The 24,471-nt window shown below is 71.2% G+C and carries 18 protein-coding genes, 2 tRNA genes and 1 riboswitch; of the genes, 16 read left to right on the top strand and 4 right to left on the bottom strand.

Going from position 1 to position 24,471, the window contains the following annotated elements:
• The first annotated feature begins 29 nt into the window (after window positions 1-29).
• Window positions 30-172: riboswitch (cyclic di-AMP (ydaO/yuaA leader) on the top strand.
• 151 nt (window positions 173-323) lie between these two features.
• Window positions 324-1,067 carry a hypothetical protein gene (locus tag AB0J72_RS09475; RefSeq protein ID WP_363396750.1) on the top strand — a complete coding sequence of 248 codons (744 nt, stop codon included), beginning with the start codon at window positions 324-326 and terminating at the stop codon, window positions 1,065-1,067.
• Between the two features lie 120 nt (window positions 1,068-1,187).
• Here the strand turns inward: AB0J72_RS09475 and AB0J72_RS09470 are convergent, their stop codons facing one another.
• Both AB0J72_RS09470 and AB0J72_RS09465 read right to left on the bottom strand, forming a co-directional pair.
• Entirely contained in the window at window positions 1,188-2,387 is a 1,200-nt protein-coding gene (locus AB0J72_RS09470) for a polyprenyl synthetase family protein (RefSeq protein WP_363396747.1), read from the bottom strand.
• 154 nt (window positions 2,388-2,541) lie between these two features.
• Entirely contained in the window at window positions 2,542-3,531 is a 990-nt protein-coding gene (locus AB0J72_RS09465) for an ElyC/SanA/YdcF family protein (RefSeq protein ID WP_363396744.1), read from the bottom strand.
• A 212-nt stretch (window positions 3,532-3,743) separates the two neighbouring features.
• Here AB0J72_RS09465 and dnaG point away from each other — a divergent pair, with 212 nt between their 5' ends.
• Window positions 3,744-5,594, top strand: a complete 1,851-nt coding sequence (gene dnaG, locus AB0J72_RS09460) for a DNA primase (protein ID WP_363396741.1) — start codon at window positions 3,744-3,746, stop codon at window positions 5,592-5,594.
• 290 nt (window positions 5,595-5,884) lie between these two features.
• Window positions 5,885-6,418 carry a hypothetical protein gene (locus tag AB0J72_RS09455; RefSeq protein ID WP_363396738.1) on the top strand — a complete coding sequence of 178 codons (534 nt, stop codon included), beginning with the start codon at window positions 5,885-5,887 and terminating at the stop codon, window positions 6,416-6,418.
• Window positions 6,419-7,003: 585 nt separating this feature from the next.
• Here AB0J72_RS09455 and mptB read toward each other — a convergent pair.
• The gene (mptB, locus tag AB0J72_RS09450) at window positions 7,004-8,629 is read right to left on the bottom strand and encodes a polyprenol phosphomannose-dependent alpha 1,6 mannosyltransferase MptB (protein ID WP_363396735.1); all 1,626 of its coding nucleotides are present in this window, start codon (window positions 8,627-8,629) and stop codon (window positions 7,004-7,006) included.
• A gap of 78 nt (window positions 8,630-8,707) precedes the next feature.
• Between mptB and AB0J72_RS09445 the strand changes: the two genes are divergently transcribed.
• The 11 genes from AB0J72_RS09445 (at window position 8,708) to AB0J72_RS09395 (ending at window position 23,517) form a co-directional block, all read left to right on the top strand.
• Window positions 8,708-9,640 carry an ABC transporter ATP-binding protein gene (locus AB0J72_RS09445; RefSeq protein ID WP_363396732.1) on the top strand — a complete coding sequence of 311 codons (933 nt, stop codon included), beginning with the start codon at window positions 8,708-8,710 and terminating at the stop codon, window positions 9,638-9,640.
• Complete coding sequence (locus AB0J72_RS09440) at window positions 9,640-10,407, top strand: ABC transporter permease (protein ID WP_363396729.1); 768 nt, start codon at window positions 9,640-9,642, stop codon at window positions 10,405-10,407. The genes AB0J72_RS09445 and AB0J72_RS09440 overlap by 1 nt, the downstream gene beginning before the upstream one ends.
• Complete coding sequence (locus AB0J72_RS09435) at window positions 10,407-11,225, top strand: ABC transporter permease (RefSeq protein ID WP_363396726.1); 819 nt, start codon at window positions 10,407-10,409, stop codon at window positions 11,223-11,225. Before AB0J72_RS09440 ends, AB0J72_RS09435 begins: the two co-directional genes overlap by 1 nt.
• Window positions 11,226-13,023: 1,798 nt before the next feature.
• Window positions 13,024-14,214: an ROK family transcriptional regulator gene (locus AB0J72_RS09430; protein ID WP_344506037.1), complete on the top strand. Its 1,191-nt coding sequence runs from the start codon at window positions 13,024-13,026 to the stop codon at window positions 14,212-14,214.
• On the top strand, window positions 14,211-15,767 hold the full coding sequence (locus tag AB0J72_RS09425; protein ID WP_363396723.1) for a sugar ABC transporter ATP-binding protein: 1,557 nt from the start codon (window positions 14,211-14,213) through the stop codon (window positions 15,765-15,767). The genes AB0J72_RS09430 and AB0J72_RS09425 overlap by 4 nt, the downstream gene beginning before the upstream one ends.
• On the top strand, window positions 15,764-16,819 hold the full coding sequence (locus tag AB0J72_RS09420) for an ABC transporter permease (RefSeq protein WP_363396720.1): 1,056 nt from the start codon (window positions 15,764-15,766) through the stop codon (window positions 16,817-16,819). The genes AB0J72_RS09425 and AB0J72_RS09420 overlap by 4 nt, the downstream gene beginning before the upstream one ends.
• Window positions 16,820-16,979: 160 nt before the next feature.
• Window positions 16,980-18,014 (top strand): substrate-binding domain-containing protein, encoded by a 1,035-nt coding sequence (locus tag AB0J72_RS09415; RefSeq protein WP_363396717.1) that lies wholly within the window; start codon window positions 16,980-16,982, stop codon window positions 18,012-18,014.
• 81 nt (window positions 18,015-18,095) lie between these two features.
• Complete coding sequence (locus AB0J72_RS09410; protein ID WP_363397113.1) at window positions 18,096-19,232, top strand: Gfo/Idh/MocA family oxidoreductase; 1,137 nt, start codon at window positions 18,096-18,098, stop codon at window positions 19,230-19,232.
• Window positions 19,229-20,407, top strand: a complete 1,179-nt coding sequence (gene xylA / locus AB0J72_RS09405; protein WP_363396714.1) for a xylose isomerase — start codon at window positions 19,229-19,231, stop codon at window positions 20,405-20,407. Before AB0J72_RS09410 ends, xylA begins: the two co-directional genes overlap by 4 nt.
• 194 nt (window positions 20,408-20,601) lie before the next feature.
• Window positions 20,602-22,152 carry a ThuA domain-containing protein gene (locus AB0J72_RS09400; RefSeq protein WP_363396711.1) on the top strand — a complete coding sequence of 517 codons (1,551 nt, stop codon included), beginning with the start codon at window positions 20,602-20,604 and terminating at the stop codon, window positions 22,150-22,152.
• 357 nt (window positions 22,153-22,509) lie between these two features.
• Window positions 22,510-23,517, top strand: a complete 1,008-nt coding sequence (locus AB0J72_RS09395) for a sugar phosphate isomerase/epimerase family protein (protein ID WP_344506043.1) — start codon at window positions 22,510-22,512, stop codon at window positions 23,515-23,517.
• Window positions 23,518-23,571: 54 nt separating this feature from the next.
• Here the strand turns inward: AB0J72_RS09395 and AB0J72_RS09390 are convergent, their stop codons facing one another.
• Window positions 23,572-23,919, bottom strand: a complete 348-nt coding sequence (locus AB0J72_RS09390; RefSeq protein ID WP_344506044.1) for a hypothetical protein — start codon at window positions 23,917-23,919, stop codon at window positions 23,572-23,574.
• Between the two features lie 246 nt (window positions 23,920-24,165).
• On the opposite strand from AB0J72_RS09390, the gene AB0J72_RS09385 reads away from it, so the two are divergent.
• Together AB0J72_RS09385 and AB0J72_RS09380 are read left to right on the top strand one after the other, a co-directional pair.
• A tRNA-Asn gene (locus AB0J72_RS09385) sits at window positions 24,166-24,238 on the top strand.
• Between the two features lie 92 nt (window positions 24,239-24,330).
• A tRNA-Ile gene (locus tag AB0J72_RS09380) sits at window positions 24,331-24,404 on the top strand.
• Window positions 24,405-24,471: the final 67 nt, after the last annotated feature.

Genomic DNA, 24,471 nt, shown 5'->3' with positions numbered 1-24,471 from the left:
CGGTCGACCTGCACCGCATCGGTGCTGCCGGGCGGGCGCCGTCGAGTCGCGATCTTCGCGAGCCGGGGACCCATGCGCGTCCTCTGGGGTGCATCCGCGGCCTGGCCGCGGTAGGGCGAAACTTCCCGCCCGAACCCGTCAGCTAACCCGGTAGGCGGCACCGGAAGGAGTCTGCGTCGATGCCGGCCGCCCGCGCGCCCTCGTAACACCTCACCACTGGTTCCCCCCTTCCAGCATGCCGTCCTCAGGCGGCGTGCCGATGCCGCATGTCTTCTGCCTGCCAACGAAGGAAAACATCAGTAGTGAAGCCCATATTGAAGGTGTTGCCACGCCAGTTCCACCCGCGACATCGCCGGCTGGTGCCCGTGCTCGGCGCCAAGGCCGGCACCGTCTCGGTCGCCATCCTGTCCGCCACGCTGCTGGGCACCCTGCCGGCGGACTCGCCGGCGTCGATGTTCACCGGCTCCGCGTATGCCGAGTCAGCGGCCGCGGCCTGGTCCTGGCCGTCGCCGTCGTCCCTGTCCGCTTCGGGGCCGTCGGCCGCGCCCTCCGCCGGCGCGGCGCCGGCGCCCGCGACCGGGCCCCTGGCCGTCGCGGTGCCCGCCGCGCCCGCGCCGCCGGTGCCGCCGGTCGTCAGGCCCGTCGCCGGCCTCGACCAGCGGCAGATGGACAACGCCGCGATCATCGTCAAGCAGGGCCGGGCGCAGGGCATGCCCGACCGGGCCCTGGTCGTGGCGGTCGCGACCGCGATGCAGGAGAGCGACCTGTACAACGTCGCCAGCTCCGCCGTGCCCGCGTCCCTCGGGCTGCCGCACGACGGCACCTCGACCGACCACGACTCGGTCGGGCTCTTCCAGCAGCGGGCCAGCCAGGGCTGGGGGACCGTCGCCGAGCTGATGAACCCGGCCCACTCCGCGATGCTCTTCTACAACGCCCTCAACCGGGTCGAGGGCTGGCAGCGGATGAGCGTGACCGGCGCCGCCCAGGCGGTGCAGCGGTCGGCGTTCCCCGGCGCGTACCAGAAGCACGCCACCCGCGCGGAGCAGGTGGTCGCCGCCCTCTCCTGACGCGCACCCGCACCCGGCCGGCGCGCCTTCGGGGGAGCGCCGGTCAGGAGCGGGTCTGTGGATCGCCTTGTGGATCGCCGGTTGGGCGCGGGTTTTGTGGATCGCCGGCGGGGGTGCCGGTCAGGCCGGGTGGCGGGTCGCCCAGCGGGCCAGGGCGACGAGCTCGGCGACCGCGGCCGGCTCGGGGATCGCCAGGTCGAGGGCGACCAGGGCCTGCGCGAGGAGGTCGTCGGCCTGCTGGGCGCACCAGGAGCGGGCGCCGGAGCGTTCGACGACCTTCGCGGCGCGCTCCAGGTCGGCCTCGCTGAGGCGGCGGCCCTCGCGGTGCAGCAGGTCGGCCAGCTCGTCGGCGCCCGCGGCGAGGGCGGCGGCGACCGGCAGCGAGCGGCGGCGGCCGCGCAGGTCGGCGAACGCCGGGCGGCCCGTCACGGCCGGGTCGCCCCAGATGCCCTGCAGGTCCTCGGCGAACCGGACGGCCAGCCCGAGCCGCACGCCGAACAGCCGCAGCTGCTCCACCCGCGCCGCGTCGCCGCCGCCGGCGAGCGCGCCGAGGGCGCACGCGCAGCCGAAGAGGGCGCCGCTGCGCTGCTCGACCGCGGTGATGCACGCGCGGAGCAGGTCGTTGCCGGAGCGGTGCCGGGGCAGGGCGGCGTCCAGGGCCGTGTTGAGGTCGGTGTGCTGGCCGTGCAGGAGCTGCTGGACGGTGTCGCCGAGGATGCGGACGCCGGCCCGGTCGACGGACGCCGCACCGGACTGCCGGCGCGCGTCGGTGCACGGGTCGGGGGTGCCGTGCTGCTCGGTGAACCTGTCCCGGGTCGCCCGGTCCTGCCGCACCGGCTCCCTGGCGGGCGCAGCCGGCGCGGTGTCGGGGGTGGCGCGGCTGGCCTGGCGCAGCGGGCGCGGCACGCGTCTGGTCGGGTCGCCGGTCGCCGCCACGTCGAACGCGAGCGCCAGCATCGCCTGCCCGCCCAGCGTCGCCGGGTGCGGCCCCACCACGCTCCAGGCGGTCGGCCGGTGCAGGCGGGTCAGGTCGCCGTCGAACAGGTCCCGTTGCAGCCCCGACCAGTGGTGCACCAGCTCCACCGCGACGGCGCCCGACACCGCGTCGTGCGGGTCACCACCGACGGCGCCCGCGCAGACGAGGGTCAGTGCGGCGCGTGTACGGGCGGCGGGCGGATCCTCGTCGAGCCCGCCCAGCTGCAGCTCGGCCACCTCGCGCGACGGCTCCGGGAGCCGCCCGACGGCGGTGCGCAGCGGCGGCCCGACCAGCAGCTCCGCCCATGCGAGGACGTCGTCGACGGTGCGCAGCACGGTGACCATCAGCCGGAAACCCCCGGACGCGGGATCATCACCGGTAACGCACCACCCATCGGGCCAGGCATGGACAAGCGCCGATCTGATGTCGGCGCCGTGGACGGGTCAAGTATGCCGCCGGTGCCTGCCGGGCGTGCCCAAAACCACGATGGTGGGCGGGTCAGCGCATCGCCTGCAGCAGGGACGGATCCGGTGGCGACACGACTGCCGCCTGTCGGTGCCGGAGGGCCTCCCAGGCGGCCTTCGGCCCGGCCGCGACGTCCCTGGCCGTGTTGTACCAGATCGTCACCCGCTGGCATCCCTCGCAGAGGGCGGGCACCCCGTACGCGTCGACGCCCAGCCGCCGGCACAGCGTCACCGCACGGTGCAGGTGCAGCTCCTGGCTGACGAGAACGGCCTTCGTCACGCCGTACACGTCGCGGGCACGGCGGCACGTGTCATAGGTGTCGAGTCCGTGCGGGTCGACGACCATCCTGGCCGGATCGACGCCCTTGCCCGCCAGGTAGTCGCGCATGACCCGGACCTCATCTCCGGATCCGCCCTGCGCGTCACCGGAGATGAGCAGCGCCTTCACCTTGCCGGACGTGAGCAGTTGGGCGGCGACGTCGAGCCGCCCCTTGAGGAACGGCATCGGCTCCTGCCCGCCCGGCGCGACCTGGGCCCCGAACACGATCGCGACGCCCGCCTCCGGGGCCGTCGAGGCGGGACCGATCCGGCCGGCGGAGGCCGCTCGTACCCACACGGTCGGCGACAACACGATGACGGCGGCCGCGACGGTCCCCGTGAGCACGACCCTGAGCAGGATCCGGCGGCGCCGCTCCAGGCGGGTCTCGCGGCCGGCGGGGAGCGACTGCTTGTCGCGCGCCGCCCACCTGGCCCGCTCGACCTCGAACAGGAACCACGGCGGCACCGTGCCGTGCGTGCGCAGTGTCTCGCGCTCGTCCTCGCCGAGGTAGCCGGTGACGTGGTCGACGGCGAGCGAATACGCCGCCATCCGCGCCGCCCCACGCCCCTGGGACCGCAGCACCGCCCACGCGCCCAGCGTGGCGATCGTCAGCAGCCAGCCCCACGGCCCCAGCCGCCGGCTGCGCCGCCGCAACCGGTCCTGTACGGCCAGCCAGGCGACCCGCTCGTCCCGCAGTTTCGGCATGGCGGCAGCATCGCACGGTGATGTGCGCCCATGGTGCCCGTGTGGTGTTGGCCGTGTGAAGCCGTGGCTGTGTGGTTTTGCCCGGGTGAGGTCGTGGCTGTGTGGTTTTGCCCGGGTGAGGTCGTGGCCGGTGTGGTGTTGCCGGGGTGAGGTCGTAAATTGTCGTAGGCGCGAGGCAGGATGTAGGCCTCGGGTTGGGGAGGTGGCGTCGGGTGGCCGGCAAGATCAAGGACGAGGACATCGCCTTGGTACGGGAGCGCACCGCGATCGCGGATGTGATCTCCGAGCACGTGACGCTGAAGTCGGCCGGGGGCGGCAACCTGAAGGGGCTCTGCCCGTTCCACGACGAGAAGACCGCCTCGTTCAACGTCTCGCCCGCGCGCAACGTGTATTTCTGCCACGGCTGCGGCGCCGGTGGTGACGCCATCAAGTTCCTGATGGACCACGACCACCTGACGTTCGTCGAGTCGGTCGAGCGGCTCGCCGGCCGCGCCGGCCTGCAGCTGCAGTATGTGGAGGCGGGCAGCGCGCCGGTCCGCCAGACGGGCCAGAAGCAGCGGCTCATCGCCGCGCACGCCGAGGCGGCCCGCTTCTATGCCGAGCAGCTCGGCTCGCCCGGCGCCCGGCTGGCCCGCGAGTTCCTCGCGCAGCGTGGCTTCGGCCGCGAGGAGGCGGAGCGCTATGGCTGCGGCTTCGCGCCCGAGGGCTGGGACCCGCTGAGCAAGCACCTGCGGCTGAAGGGCTTCTCCGCGCAGGAGCTGATCACCGCCGGGCTGTCGAAGGAGGCCCGCTCGGGCAGCCTCATCGACCGGTTCCGCCGCCGCCTGCTGTGGCCGATCAAGGACATCTCCGGCGACGTGATCGGCTTCGGCGCACGGAAGCTGTTCGACGACGACGACGGCCCGAAGTACCTGAACACGCCCGAGACCCCGCTCTACAAGAAGTCCCACGTCCTGTACGGGGTGGACCAGGCCAAGCGCGAGATCGCCAAGCAGAGCAAGGTGGTCATCGTCGAGGGCTACACCGACGTGATGGCCTGCCACCTGTCCGACGTGCCCGTGGCGGTCGCCACCTGCGGCACCGCGTTCGGCGCCGACCACATCGCGGTCCTGCGCCGCCTGCTGCTCGACGCCGACGGCTACGGCGGCGAGATCATCTTCACCTTCGACGGCGACGCCGCCGGGCAGAAGGCCGCGCTGCGCGCCTTCGAGGACGACCAGCGGTTCGTCGCACAGACGTTCATCGCCGTCGGCCCCAACGGCATGGACCCGTGCGAGCTGCGCATGGCGAAGGGCCCCGTCGCCGTCCGCGACCTCGTCGCCGACCGGCAGCCACTGCTCGACTTCGCCCTCCGCTCCGTCATCCAGCGCTTCGACCTCGACACCGCCGAAGGCCGCGTCGGCGCCCTCAAGGCCACCGCCCCCCTGGTCGCGAAGATCAAGGACCGCACCCTGCGCCCCGAGTACGCCCGCAAGCTCGCCGGCGACCTGGGCATGGAGCTGGAGACGGTCCAGCGCGCCGTCGGCGCCGCCGCGAAGGGCGTCGTCGAGCCCCCACCCGCCGCCTCCACCCGCAAGATCCTCGCGCCGGACAGCGCCGAGGCCCTCGTCGAGCGCGAGGCGCTGAAGCTCGCCCTCCAGCAGCCCGCCCTCGCCGGCCCCATGTTCGACGTCATCGGCGCCGACATCTACGCCCACCCCACCTACACCGCGCTGCGCGCCGCGATCGCCGACGCCGGCGGCGCCTCGTCCGCGACCGGCGGGGCCGTCTGGATCGAGCGGGTCCGCGAGGCGTGTCCGGACCCGGCCGCCGCGGGCCTCGTCACCGAGCTGGCCGTCGAGCCGCTCCGCCTCGACGGCGAGCCCGACCCCCGCTATGTCGAGGCCACGATCGTCCGGCTGCAGCTGCCCGCCCTCAACCGCCGGATCGCCGACCTCAAGTCCAAGCAGCAGCGCATCAACCCGGTCACCCACGCCGACGAGTACCTGCGCCTCTTCAGCGAGCTCGTCTCCCTGGAGCAGCACGCGAGGGCGCTGCGCGACCGCGGCGCCAGCCGCTGGTGACCGTGCGCGTGCGGGGCGGGTGTTTCGGCGTCCGTGGCCGCTCGGGCGCCGGCGGGCGGTCGCTGCCGGTGGCCGGTGCGGTGTCGGCTTGCGACGGGTTGCTGGTGGCCGGCTCGGTGCCGGCTCGCGGCGGGGTTCCGACGGCCGGCTCGGTGTCGGCTCGCGGCGGGGTTCCGGTGGCCCGCGGCGCGGTCGCCGGCGGTGGTGCGTGGCCGGTTCGTGGTAGGTAGCAGGTCGGTGGGGTGCGGCCGGGGCCTGGTCCCGCGGTCGTCCGACAGAAGGAGAGCGTCGTGTTCGGCTTCCTGAAGAAGCGCCGCCTGCCGCCCGCGCAGCGGCCCGCCCTCGCCGACGACGAGCGCGTCGTGTCGTGGGCGGGCGCGACCGGCGATACCGTGGTCGTCGTCACCAACCTCGGCCTCTGGCTCCCCGGCGCGGGCGAGCGGCTCGGCTGGCACGAGATCCACAAGGCCACGTGGTCGGGCCGGCAGCTGGCCCTGATCGCCGCCCGGGAGCTGCCCGTCGACGCCCCCGGCGGGTACGTCGTCATGGAGGACCTGACGCCCCTGGTCATCACGCTGCTCGACCCCGACAGGGTGCCCGAGCAGGTCCGCACCAGGGTCAACAAGTCGATCGCGCACACCTCGCACCACCCGCTCACCACCGGCTTCGGCGTCCGCGTCGTCGCCCGCCGCGTCAGCGGCGTCGACGGCCTGCGCTGGACCGTCCGCTACGACGAAGGCGTCGACCCCACCGCCCCCGCCGTCACCGAACAGACCGCCGCCCTGGTCGCCGCCGCCCGCCAGTCGATCGGCACCCCCGCCTGACCCCACCCACCTGCCCCCGACCGCACCCGCAACGTTCCCTCCGTCCGGCCCTTCGGGTGGACGGCCCGCCACTAGCACCCGACCCAACCTCCAGCCCCCCGCGATACCACCGGGCAGCTCGCAACGCGCGGCCGCTGAGTGGTTGGGAGTGGCCGGCCGGGATCTGGTCCGCTGACGGTGGTGCTACTGGGCTGGCCCCGCGACGTGGGGTGGTTGCCACGCTGGCTGGTTGGGGTGGCTGGTCGGGAGCCTGGTCCGCTGATGGTGGGGTGCTGCTGGGGCGGCTCGCGACGTGGGGTGGTTTCGACGTTGGCTGGCTGGGAGTGGCCGGTCGGGATCTGATCCGCTGATGGTGCTGCTGGCTGGCCCGCGACGTGCGGTGGGTGCCACGCTGGCTGGCTGGGCGGCTGGTCAGGAGCCTGGCTGGCTGATGGTGGGGTTGCCGCTGGGGGCAGCTCGCGACGTGCGGTGGTTTCGACGCTGGCTGGTTGGGGTGGCTGGTCGGGAGCCTGGTCCGCTGATGGTGGGGTGCTGCTGGGGCGGCTCGCGACGCGGGGTGGTTGCGGTGCTGGGTGGTTGGGTCGGTCAGTCGGTGGCCGGCCCGCTGACGGCGGGTGTGCCCGGGGTCGAGTGTGCGGCGGGCGGGGGTGCGGATCGGCGACGACGGCGGATCAGGTGAACGGCGGCGGCAGTGACGAGCGCGACGTCCAGGAACGCCCCGGGCACCTTCGTCTTCGTCGCCAGCCCCAGGCTGTCGGGCAGCGTCAGCAGCGGCAACCCGGCCGCGGCGACCAGCACGACCGTGCGCAGCCGGCCGGTGAGTGTCGTGCCCGCGAGCAGGGCGATGCCGGCGATCGCGTACCAGGCGTAGAACACCGGGCCGAGCACCGCGGCCGCGAGCATGCCGCACCCCGCCGCGGTCAGCACCACGTCCTGCGCCCGTCTCCCCGTCGCGCCGCCAATCACGCCGACCGTCGCGCCGTCGGTCATGCCGCCGCCGGTCGCGCCGCCGCCGGTTACGCCGGCCGTCGCGCTGCTGGCCGTCGCGCGGTCGGCCGTGGCATCGCGGCCTGTGGCGACGTCGTCCCCTGGCTTGGGGCCCGTCGCGCTGCCGCTGTTGGTCGGTGTGCCGCCGGGGTGGGCGGCGCGGTGGAGTGAGGCCAGGGTGGTCGCGGTCCGCCACCACAACCCCACCAGGATCACCGCCAACGCTAGCAGTCCCACGGCCCGCGCGACCGCCACCGCCGTTGCGAACGACTCTGGGTGACCGATCACACGCAGCACGTAACCCACGGCCATGCCCACGCCGGTGGGGATGGAGAGCCACTGGACCATGGTGCTGGTCGAGCCGAGGGCGTGCAGGAAGCCGAGGCCGTGGCCGGTGAGCACCGCGAGGAGGGCGTAGGTCGCTCCGATCGTCACGCCGAAGGTGAGGGTGCTCGTCCAGCGGGCTCTGGTCGTACCGGCGCAAAACACCAACAGGAGGGCGAACGGCACGGCGCCGAGCGCGGTGACCTTGACGGCGACGGCGAGGCCGAAGGCGAGCCCGGACGCGGCGGCCGCCGCGAAGCCGGGCCGCCGCGCGGCGACGAAACCGGCCAGGACCAGGCCCGCGAGGACGACGTCGTTGTGGGCGCCGGAAACGACGTGGACGAGGACGAGCGGGCTGGCGGCGAGCAGCGCGTTGCCGCGGGAGAGGCGGTGCACGGCGGCGACGCACAGCACCAGGCCGAGCACGGCGGCGAGGCGCAGCAACAGGACGGCGGCGGGCAGGCTGCCGTGCGCGAGCCAGGCCGCGGCGCCCTCCACGGCGATCCACAGTGGACCGTAGGGCGTGGGGGTCTCGCGCCACAGCTCGGGCACGTCGGACAGCCACGTGCAGGGCAGTGCGGCGGGCCCCACCTCGTAGAGGTCGAAGCCGGCGTCGAAGAGCTGGCCCTGGCAGGCGTACGCGTAAATGTCGTGGCTGCCCAGCGGCGGCGCGACCAGCAGCGGGACGCTCCAGAGCGCGGCGGTGACCAGCAGGCCGCGCTGGTCGGTCTCGTCGCGCAGCGTCCACCAGGCGCGGATCAGCATCGCGAGGGCGACGAACCACACGATCACACCGAGCAGCCACGGCCCGTCGTGCGGCACTGGCTTGCCGGCCAGGAAACCGCTGGTGGCGAGGAGGACGGAAGCGGCCAGCCCGAGCCAGCGCGGGTTGACGCTCACCAGCACATGGTGCCAACCGGCCGTCGCCGGCGGCAAATCGGACCGATTTTTGTCAGACCCCCGGGTTAGTGTCGCCACGTGGCAGATGACGGAGCGCTGATCGCGGCCACCGGGCTGGTGAAACAGTTCGGTGACTTCACCGCGGTCGACGGGATCGACGTGCGGGTGCGGGCGGGGGAGGCGTTCGGGTTCCTCGGGCCCAACGGGGCGGGCAAGTCCTCCACGATGCGCATGATCGGCTGCGTGTCGCGACCGACCGGCGGCTCGCTGCGGATCCTGGGCATGGACGCGGCGCGGGACGGTTCGGCGATCCGGGCGCGGCTCGGGGTGTGCCCGCAGCAGGACTCGCTCGACCTCGAGCTGACCGTGCTGGAAAACCTGACGGTGTATGCGCGGTATTTCAACATCCCGCGCCGGGTCGCGCGGGCGCGGGCGATGGAGCTGCTGGAGTTCGTGCAGCTGGCGGACCGCGCCGGCGACAAGGTCGAGCCGCTGTCGGGCGGGATGAAGCGCCGCCTGACGATCGCGCGGGCCCTGGTCAACGAGCCCGAGATCGTGCTGCTCGACGAGCCGACCACCGGCCTCGACCCGCAGGCTCGGCACCTGGTGTGGGAGCGGCTGTTCCGGCTCAAGCAGCGCGGCGTCACGCTGGTGCTCACCACGCACTACATGGACGAGGCGGAGCAGCTGTGCGACCGCCTGGTCGTCATGGACGGCGGCCGGATCGTCGCGGAGGGCTCGCCGCGCGAGCTGATCGAGCGGCACTCGACGCGGGAGGTGCTCGAGGTGCGGTTCGGCACCGAGCCGCTCGACGGGTTGGCCGGCAAGCTGGAGGGCATCGGCGAGCGCGCCGAGGTGCTGCCCGACCGCATCCTGGTCTACACCGGCGACGGCGACGCGGCCGCCGCGCAGGTCCACGCCCGGGGGCTGACGCCGTCGAGCGTGCTGGTCCGGCGCGGGTCGCTCGAAGACGTGTTCCTGCAGCTCACCGGCCGGACGCTGGTGGACTGATGGCGCACCGGACCGCCCTGGCGCTCGAATACCACCTGGTGTCCTACAAACGCACCTGGCGGGCGAGCGTGTTCAGCTCGTTCGCGCTGCCGGCGATGTTCCTGGTCGCGATGGGGATCACCGTCGGGCACTACATCGACGAGCGGTCGACGTCGATCGGGGTGCCGTACCTGGACTATCTCGGACCCGGGCTGCTCGCCTCGACCGCCCTGCAGGTCGCGGTCGCCGACTCGACGTGGCCGGTGTTCGGCGGGTTCAACTGGACACGGGTCTACCACGCGATGCGGGCGTCGCCGCTCACGGTGGGTGACGTGCTGCGGGGACATCTGGCGTTCGTCACGCTGCGGGTCGCGCTGTCGAGCATCGGGTTCCTGGTGGTGCTGGCGCTGTTCGGCGCGCTGCACTCGTGGTGGGCGCTCACGACCCCGCTGGTCTCCATGCTGCTGGGTGTGGCGTGCGCGGCGCCGTGCTTCGCGTTCGCGGCGCGGACCGAGACCGATGGGGCGTTCGCGGTGCTGTTCCGCGTGGCGGTGGTGCCCATGACGCTCTTCGCCGGCGTGTTCTTCCCCGTGGAGAGCCTGCCCGTGGCGGCTCGGCTGCTGGCGTACGTGTCGCCGCTGTGGCACGGCGTGGAGCTTTCCCGGGCCGCGACCCTCGGCACCCCGACCGCCTGGGGGCTGCCCGCCCATGTCGCGGTCCTGGCGGTGTGGTGCGCGGTGGGCTATGTGCTGGCGGTGCGTTCGTTCACCCGGAAGCTGGGCGACTGATGGTCACGACACTGATCTTCCCGCGGGCGATGTCCCGTCTCGACCACCGCGCCTCCGGGGCCCTCTCCGTCACCGCGCGTAACCTCGCGGCGGCCCGGCACGCGGCGTACTGGTGGGTGCTGCTGTCCGGGTTCGTCGAGCCGCTGCTGTACCTGCTGTCGATCGGCGTCGGCGTTGGGCGGCTCGTCGGGGACATCGCGCTGCCCGACGGGCGGCTCGTGACCTATGCGCAGTTCGTCGCGCCGGCGATGCTGGCCGCCTCCGCGATGAACGGGGCGCTCGCGGAGACCACGATGAACTTCTACGGCAAGCTCAAGTTCATGCGCATCTATGATGCGACGCTCGCCACCCCGATCACGCCCATGCAGGTCTCCGTCGGCGAGCTCGTCTGGGCGATGTGCCGCGGCGGCATGTATTCCGCGGTCTTCCTCCTGGTCATGGCGGCGCTGGACCTCACCACGTGGGGGTGGGCGCTGGTGGCCTTACCCGTGACGCTGCTGGTGGGGTTCGCGTTCGGGGCGCTCGGGATGGGACTGTCGACGCTGCTGCGCTCCTGGCAGGACTTCGACTACATCAACGTGACCCAGTTCGGGCTGTTCCTGTTCAGCGGCACGTTCTCCCCACCGTCGGACTTCCCGGCGCCGCTGCAGGTCCTGATCGAGCTGACGCCGCTGTATCACGGCGTGGCCCTGCTCCGGGCGATCACGACGGGCTCGCCGGACTGGTCGCTGCTGTGGCACGTGGCGTACCTGGCCGCGCTGGCCGCGGTCGGCCTGACGATGGCCAGCCGCCGGATGGGCACGCTGCTGCTGAAGTGAGCGGCCCGCGCCTTCCAGCCGGCTGACGGCCCCGCGCTGGCAGGAGGTGCCCGCCACCGCTCGGGCATGTCGGCAGCATCGGGGACTCCGTGCTGCGCGGCTCCAGGCTGTTCGACTCCACGCTGCGCGGCTTCGGACGGTGCGGCTTCGGATGGTGCGGCTTCGGATGATGGTGCGGTTACGGGCGGTGCGGCTCCAGGCTGCGCGGCTTCGGACGGTGCGGTTACGGGCGGTGCGGTTACGGAAGGCGCGGTACGGAGGCGCGGTTACGGAAGGTGTGGCCTTCGGGCATGTGGCCCTTCGGGTGGTAAGGGCTTCGGGCGGCGTGGCCTCCGGGCGGCGCGGCTTGGGTGGTGCGGCTTGGGTGGTGCGGCTTGGGTGCGGAGGCTAGGCCGGGCCGGGTGGTGCGTGGGCTGGGCTGGGTGGGGCTGGGCCGCGCTTCGGGCTCGAGTCTGTCGCGGGTCCTGACCGCGCCGTCGTGGTGATGTCGATGTGGGATGTTGCGACGGCCGCGACCGTCGGCATCAGGATGGACCGGCGGCGCTGAGCAGGTCCCACGGCCATGACCGTCCTTCGATCAAGCGCTCAAGACCGGCAACGGCGCTGCCGCGATGTTCGCCGGACCGCATGATCCAAGGACGGATCTGGCGGTGTGTGCGGCCACGGTTGTCCTTCGATCGAGTGTTCGGGATCGGTGTGCGTGGCGTTGGGTGGCTGGTTGTCGCGGGTGCTGGCGTGATCCAAGGACGGATCTGGCCGTGTGGGTGGCCAGGGTTGTCCTTCGATCGGGTGCTTGGGATCGGTGTGTGCGCGGTGTCGGGTGGCTGGTCGTCGCGGGTGATGGCTTGATCCATGGACGGATGTGGCGGTGTGTGCGGCCAGGGTTGTCCTTCGATCGGGTGCTTGGGATCGATGTGTGCGCGGTGTCGGGTGGTCGGCCGTCGCGGGTGATGGCTTGATCCAAGGACGGGTCTGGCCGTGCTCGCGGCCAGGGGTGTCCTTGGATCATGTGGTCGAGTCCGTCGGCGGGGCTGTTGCCTGGTCCGGGTGCGGTGGTGCGTCCGGTGCTGTGGTCCAGGGGGCGGATCTGGCGGTGCGGGCAGACGCTGTTCGCCCAGGCCGCCCACAGGTGTTGATCAATGCCCAGATTTGCGGCTTTTGTCGCCCAGGCGATGTGCGATCCGCGGTGGGTTCAGTGATCGAGCTGTGGGTGGATCGTGCAACGTTCATCGCGAGACAGGGGCACGCGGGGTATTGGTCGACGTCTGTTCGCTGGGAGCGGGCCGGGGCTGGCGGGGTCCGTGATCCGGAAGGGTTTGTGCAGCTCAGGTGGCACAAGGTCTCCGGAGCGTGGGGAGTCCTGGTTACTGCGGAGGGCGGCCACCGGATGCGGCGCGTATGCGCCGCTTGGCCTGCCTCGCGTCTCGGTGCGGGCAGTGCGTCGCGGAGCGGCGCATTGGGGTGCGGGTGAGAATCCCCGCCGGGACCCGCCGCGAAGCGGTGGGGCGGAAGCACAGCATCCCGCCGGGGCCCGCCGCGGGAGCGGTGGGGGGAATTACAGCTTGAGCTGGGGAAACGCGGTAACGTTCGGAAGTGGGCCAACTTCCGTTGGATTCAGCAAAAGTTTGGTAACGGGAGATAGAAGACCTAGACGCGGCGCTTCGGAGGGCCTAAAGTCTCGACGCAACACGGGTGTAACGCATGGCACACGACCCGGCAACCGGCACCTCAGCGGAGGTGTGGTGGTGTAGCCGCGTGTCGCGGACGCCTGCCTGCGACCAGATGAGGAGGTGCCATTGTGAACACGGTCAGTGCGGTAGACGGCCCCGTTCAGTCGCGCCTGCTCCGCTTGTTGCGGGACACCGGTGCGTTGTCGCGTGCGGAGCTGGCGGATCGCCTGGAGGTGCCGCGGCCGCGGCTGCTCGCGGACCTGGACGCGCTCGTCGCGACCGGGCTCATCCGTGAGGCGGGCCCGGCGGCGAGTCGGGGCGGTCGCAGGTCGACGCTGGTGGAGCTGAACCCGGATCTGCGGTTCGCCGCGGTCGACCTGGGGGCGAGCTCGATCGACGTCGAGATCACCGACGGACGGCTGGAGCCGGTCGCGGCGTACGGGGAGCCCGCCGACATCAGGTCGGGACCGAAAGTGATACTGCAACGGGTCAACGAGATTCTGCACAAGTTCCGTGTGGATGGCTCGTTCGAGCGGTTGCACGCCATCGGCATCGGCGTGCCAGGGCCGGTCAGTTTCCGGGACGGCGTTCCGGTCTCGCCACCGATCATGCCGGGCTGGGACAGGTTCCCGGTGCGGGAGGTGCTCGGGCGCGAGTTCAACTGCCCGGTCGTCGTCGACAACGACGTGAACATCATGAGCATCGGCGAGCGCTACGGCGGCGTCGCGCACTCGGTGGACAACCTGCTCTTCCTCAAGGTGGGGACCGGCATCGGGTGCGGCATCTACCTCAACGGTGAGGTGTACCGGGGCACCGACGGGTGCGCCGGCGACATCGGGCACATCCAGGTCGACAGTCACGGGCCGGTGTGCTCGTGCGGCAACGTCGGCTGCCTGGAGGCCTTGTTCGGTGGCGGCGCGCTGGCGCGTGACGCGACGGCGGCGGCCCGCAGCGGTGCCTCACCGGCGCTCGCGGACCGGCTGAACGCCAACGGCATCGTGACCGCCAAGGACGTCGCCGACGGCGCCGCCGAGGGTGACGTCACGTGCATCCGCCTGATCCGTGACGGTGGGCGCCGGGTGGGTGGGGTGCTGGCCGGCCTGGTCAGCTTCATCAACCCGTCGATGATCGTGATCGGCGGCGGTCTCGCCGGCCTCGGTCACATCCTGCTGGCGGAGATTCGTAGCGTCGTCTACCGGCGTTCGCTTCCCCTCGCGACCGGCAATCTGCCGGTCGTCCTGTCCGAGCTCGGCCCCCGCGCCGGCGTTGTTGGCGCCGCGGTGCTGGCCAGCGAACTCGCATATGGACGGCCATCATGACAACTACGGACGAGATCGTCCTCAAACTTACCGATGTGGTGAAGACCTTCCCCGGCGTCCGCGCGCTCGACGGGGTCCAGCTGGAGGTGCGGGCCGGAGAGGTGCACTGCCTTCTCGGGCAGAACGGCGCCGGCAAGTCCACGCTGATCAAGGTGCTCTCCGGCGCGCACACCCCGGACTCCGGCGAGATCATGTGGCTGGGTCAGCCGGCCGCGTTCAACAGCCCGCAGACGGCCATGAAGGCCGGCATCGCCACCATCTACCAGGAGCTCGACCTCGTCGACGGCCTCAGCGTCGCCGAGAACATGTACCTCGGTCACGAGCCGCACAGCGCCGGGTTCGTCGCCCGGCGCACCATGCGCAACGGCGCGGCGGAGATCCTCGAGCGGCTCGGCCACGCGGAGATCCCCGTGGGCCGGGAGGTCGGCAAGCTGCCGGCCGCCGCGAAGCAGATCGTGAGCATGGGCCGGGCGCTGTCCCGCGAGGCGCGGCTGCTCATCATGGACGAGCCGAGCGCCGTGCTCGCCCATGACGAGGTGCAGAACCTGTTCCGCATGGTCCGCGCGCTGACGGCGCAGGGCATCGCGGTCATCTACATCTCCCACCGCATGGAGGAGATCCGCGAGATCGGCGACCGCGTGACGGTGCTCAAGGACGGCCGCACCACGGCGGCCAACCTCGACGCGAAGTCCACGCCGACCCGCGAGCTGGTCAGCAAGATGACCGGCCGCACCATTGAATACGTTTTTCCGGATAAATCAGACAGGCCGGCGGGAGAGCTGCTGCTCAGCGTCGAAGGCTTGAGCCTGGAGGGTCGGTTCAGCGACATCTCGCTGAACGTCCACGCGGGGGAGATCGTCGGGATCACCGGCCTGGTCGGCTCCGGGCGGTCGGAGGTGCTGGAGACCATCTTCGGCGCCCGCCGCGCCACCGCCGGCACGGTCGCGCTCGGGGGCAAGGTGCTGCGCAAGGGCAGCGTCAACGCCGCCGTGAAGGCCGGCATCGGCATGGCCCCCGAGGAGCGCAAGAGCCAGGCGCTGCTGCTCGGCGAGCCGATCTACCGCAACGTCACCCTCGCCGGGTTCACCCGCTTCGCCCGCATCGGCTTCACCGACGCCGGGCGCGAGCGCTCCGAGGCCCAGAAGATCACCCAGGGCCTCGACCTGCGCCCGAACGACGTCCGGCGCCCCGTGCGTACCCTCTCCGGCGGCAACCAGCAGAAGGTCGTCGTCGGCCGGTGGCTGCTGGGCGGCACCCGGCTGCTCCTGCTCGACGAGCCCACCCGGGGCGTCGACGTCGGCGCCCGCGCCGAGCTCTACCAGGTGATCCGCAGACTCGCCGACGAGGGTGTCGGTGTGCTGCTCGTGTCCAGCGAGGTGCCCGAGGTGCTGGGCCTGTCCGACCGCGTGCTCGTCATGCGTGAAGGACGGCTCGTACGGGAGGCTCCGGCGGACGAACTCGACGAAGACACCGTGCTCGACCTCGTGATGGCCGGCTCACTGCTGGACGGGGCCGATCTGGCGAGCACCGCCCCTGAAGGGACCGCAGCATGAGCACCGCGACCACACCGTCCGCCGACTCCGTGGAGCTGAGCAAAGGCGCGGCGAACGCCGCCGGGCAGGGCTGGTTGCAGCGGGACGGTGCCGACTCCGTCAAGCGCAACCTCGCCCTCATCGGGGTCCTGGTGCTGCTGCTGATCATCGGTGCCGTCACCCGTCCCGACATCTTCCTCGACCTCGACCGGCTCTGGTCCAACGAGCTGACCGTGCTGACCCAGGCGTCCAGCATCGGCGTGATCGTGGTCGGCATGACGTTCGTGATGATCAGCGGCGGCATCGACCTGTCGGTCGGCGCGCTGCTGGCCCTCGCCAGCGTCTGGTGCACCACCGTGGCGACCCAGGACATGGGGCCGGCCGCGATGGTCTTCACCGCGCTCGCCGTCGGTGCGGCCGCCGGCCTCGTCAACGGCGGTCTGATCGCCTACGGCAAGCTGGTGCCCTTCATCGCGACGCTCGCCATGATGCTGTCCGCCCGCGGTCTCGCCCAGAACATCTCCGGGTCGCACACCCAGATCACGTCGGACCCGTTCATCAAGAGCCTCGCCGGCGACCGGCTGCTCGGCGTCCCGTACATGGTCATCATCTTCGTGGTGGTCACCGCGCTCGGCTGGGTCCTGCTCAACCGCACCACCTTCGGCCGCCGCACCATCGCGATCGGTGGCAACGCCGAGGCCGCCCGCCTGGCCGGCATCAACGTCCGGTTGCAGACGATGCTGCTGTACGTGCTGTCGGGCCTCTGCTGCGGCATCGCCGCGCTGATGATCGTGTCCCAGACCACCTCCGGCAGCAACACCCATGGCGACCTGTACGAGCTCAACGCCATCGCCGCAGCGATCATCGGCGGCACCGCCCTCACCGGCGGTCGCGGCACCATCGTCGGCTCGCTCCTCGGCGTGCTGATCTTCACCCAGATCACGAACCTGTTCATCGTCAACAACCTGCAGCTGGACGTCCAGCGGATCATCAACGGCGGCATCATCGTCGCCGCGGTCCTCATCCAGCAGTTCCGGGTCGGCTCCTTCTTCCGGACCCGCCTCAACAGATAGGCACCTCGGTCCCACCTCGATAGGGCGCATCGCCACCGAACACCCAGCACCGCCGTCGACGACGGCAGTGTGGATCAACACGCCCAAAATGCAGCAAAACCTACCCGCCCCCCATCCCACAGACGACCAGGAGGTCGTGATGAGCGCATCCTCGGGTGACATGTCCCGCCGTAAGCTTCTCCTCGGCGGGGCCGCCCTCGGCGCCGGTGCACTGCTCGCCGGTTGCACGTCCAACGAGAAGAAGGACGACGACGCCGGCACCAACACGAAGGTGAACGCCGCCGCCTCTGAGGCGCCCGGCAAGGCCGTCACCATCGGCTTCTCGGCCCCCGCCGCCGACCACGGCTGGATCGGTGCCATCACCGCCAACGCCAAGGCGCAGGCCGCCAAGTTCTCCGACGTGACCCTGAAGGTCGTCGACGCCGGTAAGGACGCCCCCGCGCAGATCGCCGCGCTGGACACCCTGATCGGCTCGAAGCCCGACGCGATCGTGCTGCTGCCGCAGGACGGCGCGCAGCTCACCGAGATCGGCAAGAAGGCCACCGCGGCCGGCATCATCGTCATCAACCTGGACCGGGAGTTCTCCGACTCGGCCGCCTCGTTCTCGCTGATCAAGGGCGACAACTACGGCATGGGCATCGCCGCCGGCAAGTACATCGGCGAGAAGCTCAAGGGCAAGACCGACGCCGTCATCGGCGAGATCCCGGGCATCGACGAGCTCCAGCTGACCAAGGACCGGTCGAAGGGCTTCGCCGACGCGCTCAAGACCTACGGCCTGACCGTCAAGCACCGGGTCGCGGCGGGCTTCACCGTCGAGTCCGGCCAGAAGGCCGCGGCGAACCTGCTGCAGGCCGCGCCGAAGCTCGACGCCGTGTGGAACCACGACGACGACCAGGGCGTCGGTGTCCTCGCCGCGATCCAGCAGGCGGGCCGCAAGGAGTTCTTCATGGTCGGCGGCGCCGGCTCCCGTGACGCGATGGACCACATCAAGGCCGGCGACTCGGTGCTCACCGCGACGGTCACCTACCCGCCGTCGATGGCGTCCTCGGCGATCATCCTGGCCCGCCTCGCCGCCCAGGGCAAGGGCATGGGCGACCTGGTCGAGCTGCAGGTGCCGAAGCTGATCGTCCTGCAGTCCGAGACGATCACGAAGGACAACGTCGACAAGTACCTGCCGCTCGGCTTCAAGTCCTAGCAGGTCGTCAGGTAGAGCCAACCACCAGAAAGGAAACCGCCAGTGTCCACTCAGGGCAGCAGCGGGGAGCTGCGCGTCGGCATGGTCGGATACGCGTTCATGGGCGCCGCGCACTCACAGGCGTGGCGCACCGTGAACCGGGTCTTCGACCTGCCGGTGCGGGCGACCATGGTCGCCGTCTGCGGCCGCGATGGGGCGAAGGTGGCGGACGCCGCTAGCCGGCTCGGGTGGGCCGAAGCGGTGACCGACTGGCGCGAGCTGATCGCCCGGGACGACATCGACGTCATCGACGTCTGTACCCCGGGCGACAGCCACGCCGAGATCGCCATCGCCGCGCTCGAAGCGGGCAAGCACGTGCTGTGCGAGAAGCCGCTCGCCAACACGGTCGACGAGGCGCGCGCGATGGTCGCGGCGGCGGCGAAGGCCCGGGCGCTCGGCGTCCGGTCCGCCTGCGGGTTCAACTACCGCAGGGTCCCCGCCGTCACGCTGATGCGCAACCTCATCGCCGACGGCCGGCTCGGCGCCATCCGGCACGTCAGAGCCGTCTACCTGCAGGACTGGATCACCGATCCGAACTTCCCGCTCGTCTGGCGGCTCCAGAAGGACAAGGCCGGCTCGGGCGCGCTCGGCGACATCGGCGCGCACATCATCGACCTGACCCAGTTCGTCACCGGTCAGCAGATCACCGGTGTCACCGGCATCACCGAGACGTTCATCAAGGAGCGCCCGCTGCCGGAGGCATCCAGCGGGCTCTCCGCGAGCGCGGGCGCCACGACGGGTGAGGTCACCGTCGACGACGCCGCGGTCTTCGTCGCCCGGCTCTCCGGCGGCGGCCTGGCCACCTACGAGGCGACCCGCTTCGCGACCGGCCGCAAGAACGGGCTCAAGGTCGAGATCAACGGCGAGCTCGGCTCGCTCGTCTTCGACCTGGAGCGGCTCAACGAGCTCGAGTACTACGACGCCACGAAGCCGGCCGCCGAGCAGGGCTTCAGCCGCATCCTGGTGACCGAGGGCGAGCACCCGTACCTCTCCGCCTGGTGGCCGCCGGGCCACATCATCGGCTACGAGCACTCGTTCACCCACGAGATGCGGGACTTCATCGAGGCGGTGGCCACCGGATCGGATCCGACGCCGTCGTTCGAGGACGCGCTGCAGGTACAACTCGTGCTCGACGCCGTGGAGAAGTCCGACGCCTCCTGGGTCAGCGTGCTGGCATGAACGATCCCTACGCCCCCACTCCCGCGGACCGGTTCTCGTTCGGGCTCTGGACGGTGGGCTGGCAGGCCCAGGACGTCTTCGGCTCGGCATCGCGCGCGGCGCTCGACCCGGTCGAGTCCGTGCACCGGCTCGCGGAGCTGGGGGCGTACGGGGTGAGCTTCCACGACGACGACCTGATCCCGTTCGGCAGCGACGAGACCGTCCGGGACAAGCTGATCGGCCGCTTCCGCGAGGCCCTCGACACCAGCGGCATGGTGGTGTCGATGGCCACCACCAACCTGTTCGGCCACCCGATCTTCAAGGACGGCGCGTTCACCGCCAACGACCGTGCCGTCCGCCGGTTCGCGCTGCAGAAGGTGCTGCGCAACATCGACCTCGCCGCCGAGCTCGGCGCGCCGACCTACGTGCTGTGGGGCGGCCGCGAGGGCGCCGAGTCCGGTGCCGGCAAGCAGATGCGGGCGGCGCTCGACCGGTACCGCGAGGCCATCAACGCCCTGTGCGCGTACATCCGCGAGCGTGGCTACGACATCCGCCTCGCCATCGAACCGAAGCCCAACGAGCCCCGCGGCGACATCCTGCTGCCGACGATCGGCCACGCCCTCGCACTGATCTCGACCCTGGATGAGCCGTCGCGGGTGGGGCTCAACCCCGAGGTGGGGCACGAGGAGATGGCCGGGCTCAACTTCGCCCACGGCATCGCCCAGGCGCTGTGGCACGGCAAGCTCTTCCACGTCGACCTCAACGGCCAGCACGGCCCGCGGTTCGACCAGGACCTGCGGTTCGGCGCCGGCAACCTCCGCGGCGCCTTCTGGACCGTCGACGTGCTGGAGAACAGCTCCGGCTACCCGACGGCCTACGCGGGACCACGCCACTTCGACTACAAGCCACCACGTACCGAGGACGCCGCGGGGGTGTGGGTCACCGCCGCGGCGTGCATGCGCAACTACCTGATCCTCAAGGACAAGGTCCGTGCGTTCCGTGACGACCCCGAGGTGTCGGCGGCACTCGCGACGGCCCGCGTCGACGAGCTCTCGGTACCGACGCTGATGCCGGGGGAGTCGCTCTCGGCGCTGCGGGCCGAGGAGATCGACGTCGAAGCGGTGGCCGCCCGCGGGATGGCCTTCGAACGCCTCGACCAGCTCGCCATGGAGCACCTCCTGGGGATCAGGGGATGAGTCCCGCATAACGAAGCTTTTCCTCGCCGGCAGCGAGGGCCTTGCCGCGGTTGCGCCCCGCGGCAGGGTAGCCGGCGGGGAAGGGTCCGTCGGGCCGGCGCGGCACGTGTGCCGCGCCGGCGGACGGGCACAACTGAAGACGACATCATGACGGCGCGACGGCGCGCGCTCACGCCCATCGTGAAGGAACTGTCATGCCCAGAAGCACAGCCCGGAACTGGTTCGCCGCCGCTACGGCGGGCCTGCTCGCCGCGGCCACACTGAACCCGGTGCCCGCCAGCGCCGCCGACGCCCCGTACAAGGTCCTGGTCTTCTCGAAGACCGCGGGCTTCCGCCACTCGTCGATCCCCAACGGCATCGCCGCCGTCCAGTCGCTCGGCTCCACCAACAACTTCACCGTCACCGCCACGGAGGACGCCGCCGCGTTCACCGCCGCCAACCTGGCCCAGTACCAGACGGTCGTCTTCATGTCGACGACCGGGGACGTGCTCAACGACGCCCAGCAGACCGCCTTCGAGGCCTACATCCGTGGCGGCGGCGGGTACGTCGGCGTGCACGCCGCGGCCGACACCGAGTACAGCTGGCCGTTCTACGGCACGCTCGCCGGTGCCTGGTTCGCGTCGCACCCGGCGATCCAGCAGGCGATCGTGAACGTCGAGGACCGCAGCCACCCGGCCACGGCCCACCTCGGCGCCACCTGGACCCGCACCGACGAGTGGTACAACTACCAGACCAACCCGCGGGCCACGGCGCACGTCCTGGCCTCGCTCAACGAGTCGTCGTACTCGGGTGGATCGATGAGCGGCGACCACCCGATCACCTGGTGCAAGACCATCGACAGCGGCCGGTCGTTCTACACCGGCTTCGGGCACACCGAGGAGAGCTACGCCGACGCCAACTTCCGCAACCTGCTGCTAGGTGCCATCCGGTACACGGCGAAGCGCGTCGACGGCAACTGCGCGGCGCCGGTCCAGCCGTCCGGCAGCGTCTACCAGGCCGAGGCGTGGTCGGCGACCGGCGGCGTCCAGGTCGCGAACCACGCGGCCGCCGTCGGCGGCAAGACCGCCGGCTACATCGACAACAACGACTGGATCTCGTTCACCGGCGTGAACCTGTCCAACGTCACCGGCGTCACCCTGCGCTCGTCGTCGGCCGGCGCCGGCGGTACCGTCGAACTGCGCGCCGGAAGCACCACCGGCACCCTGCTCGGCAGCGCCGCGATCGCCAACACCGGCAGCTGGGAGACCTTCCGGGACGTGTTCACGCCGCTGGCGACCAACACCAGCACCTCGTTGTTCCTGGTCTTCCGCGGCACCGGCAGCTCCCTGTTCGACCTCGACCAGCTCACCCTGACGCGCTCCGCCACGACCCGCCAGGGCGAGGCGTGGTCGTCGATGAGCGGCCTGCAGGTCGCCGGGCACGCCCCCGCGACCGGTGGGCAGACCGCCGGGTTCATCGACAACAACGACTGGGCCGCGTACACCGGACTGTCGCTGGCCACCGCCGCCGGCGTCCGCGTCAAGTGGTCCTCGGCCGGCCCCGGCGGCACGATCGAGATCCGGGCCGGCTCGGCGACCGGCGCGCTGCTCGGCTCGCTCGCGGTCGCCAACACGGGCAGCTGGGACACGTTCCGCACGGCCTCGGTCGCCCTGGTCCCGAACGCGTCGACCACGCTGTGCCTGGTGTTCCGCGGCGGCAGCGGATCGCTCTTCGACGTCGACGAATTCACGGTGTTCAGCGCCTGAACTTCGGTCGCGGGTCCTCCCGCGACCGGACAGACGGGTAGCGGGGTCGCGACGCCGACCGGCCCCGCTGTCCGGGCCCCGTCCGCTCGGATGCACCACAGCACCTGCACAACGTCCCGGGTGGTGACGCCGACTCCCCCCGTGGCCGGGCAGGTGCGATCCGGGCGGACGGGTCGCCTATTTTTGGCTGTTGTACTGGCATCGCCTGGTTCCTAAACTGGGTGTTGCACCTGGTCGGCCCTTGGACAGGTGCGGGTGGGAGGCGCAACCCACCCGCGCCGCTGGTTGCGTTCATCGGCCTCTGTTCAGGTCTCTCCCTCGCGCCCTCATCACCGCCGTTACACCGGAGGAACTCTCATGGCGCGTCCGATCACGCTGTTTACCGGCCAATGGGCCGACCTGCCCTTCGAGGAGGTCTGCCGGCTGGCCTCGGAATGGGGCTACGACGGCCTCGAGATCGCCTGCTGGGGTGATCACTTCGAGGTCGACAAGGCGCTCTCCGACGAGTCCTACGTGGACCGCAAGCTGGAGACCCTGGCCAAGCACAACCTGAAGGTCTACGCGATCTCCAACCACCTGGTCGGCCAGGCCGTCTGCGACCACCCGATCGACCAGCGGCACCAGGGCATCCTGCCCGCCCGCATCTGGGGCGACGGGTCACCGGAAGGCGTCCGCCAGCGGGCCGCCGCCGAGATCGCGGACACCGCCCGCGCCGCCCGCAAGCTCGGCGTCGACGTGGTGGTCGGCTTCACCGGCTCGTCCATCTGGCACACCCTGGCCATGTTCCCGCCCGTGCCGCCGCAGATGATCGAGGACGGCTACCAGGACTTCGCCGACCGGTGGAACCCGATCCTCGACGTCTTCGACGAGGTCGGCGTCCGCTTCGCGCACGAGGTGCACCCCAGCGAGATCGCCTACGACTACTGGACCACCAAGCGCACCCTCGAGGCGATCGGCAACCGGCCCGCGTTCGGCCTCAACTGGGACCCGTCGCACTTCGTGTGGCAGGAGCTCGACCCGGTGAACTTCATCTTCGACTTCGCCGACCGGATCTACCACGTCGACTGCAAGGACGCGAAGGTCCGCACCGGCGACGGGCGCCGCGGCCGGCTCGCCTCGCACCTGCCCTGGGCCGACATGCGCCGCGGCTGGGACTTCGTCTCGACCGGCCACGGCGACGTACCGTGGGAGGACTGCTTCCGGGCGCTCAACGCGATCGGCTACAACGGCCCGATCTCCATCGAATGGGAGGACGCCGGCATGGACCGCCTCATCGGCGCGCCCGAGGCCCTGTCGTTCGTGCGTCGGCTGGCGTTCGACGCCCCGGCGGCCGCCTTCGACGCCGCGTTCTCGTCCTCGTCCTGACCCTGCACACGCGAAAGGCCGGCCTCGCGGCCGGCCTTTCGTGTCTTGTCGTTCTTAGTAGCTGGTGCCGCCGCTGGGGGTCGTCTTGGACGGACCCGTGGTCGCCAGCACGTCCCGCTCGATGGCCGGCGTGGTGGTCGTCTCCGAGGAGCCCATCAGCCGCTGCCCGAGATCGCTCTCGGCGAACCGGCTGTTGGCCAGCTTGTCGGTCACCATGGTCTTGCCCTCGCTGTAGAGCCGCGTCGCCTGCTCCTGGACGACCCCGGCGGCTTCCTGCACCGTCGGGCTCTCCTTGATCTTCAGGGCAGTAGCCTTGAGCTCTTCGTACTTCTCCCGACCAGCCCGGGCGCCGAGCACGAAGCCCGCGGCCAGTCCGCCGAGGAACAGTAGCTTGCCGCGCATAGCGACGAACCTCCTTCTGAGCGGCGCCCGGTCATCGTTGCGTCTTCAGCGCCGTCCTGGTCCTGAGTTACCCGTCCATCCTCGTTCCGACACATCGATCATGTACCCGTTTGCCGAGATCTGGCACACGATGGGATGGTCTCCGCCGCGCCGCGCACAACCCGCTGGCGCGACCCGGGGGTGCGTGCTGTACTCTTTGCCGGTCGCCCTGATTCACCGGGTTTCCCGGGGGTCTGAGCGCTGCAATCCCGCGTAGCTCAATTGGCAGAGCAGCCGGCTGTTAACCGGCAGGTTATAGGTTCGAGTCCTATCGCGGGAGCTCCAAACGGCCCCTTACCGGGGCCATTTTACTGCCCGGACCCTTTCCGGGCGGCGTCCCGCTTGCGCAGGTCGGTAAGCTTGCCATCGCTCGGGGCGGTAGCTCAGCGGGTTAGAGCAGGGGACTCATAATCCCTCGGTCGCGGGTTCGAGTCCCGCCCGCCCCACCGACCTGGGTGGACCCTGCTCGTGGTCCCTCCGGGACCGCTCGCCGGCGGTCGGCGGGATTCCCCG

The sequence above is a fragment of the Dactylosporangium sp. NPDC049742 genome (genome assembly GCF_040674675.1).
GTDB classification, from domain to species: domain Bacteria; phylum Actinomycetota; class Actinomycetes; order Mycobacteriales; family Micromonosporaceae; genus Dactylosporangium; species Dactylosporangium maewongense.
The sequence above is the reverse complement of the archived record's forward strand: the minus strand, read 5'-3'. Positions and strand labels throughout refer to the sequence as shown.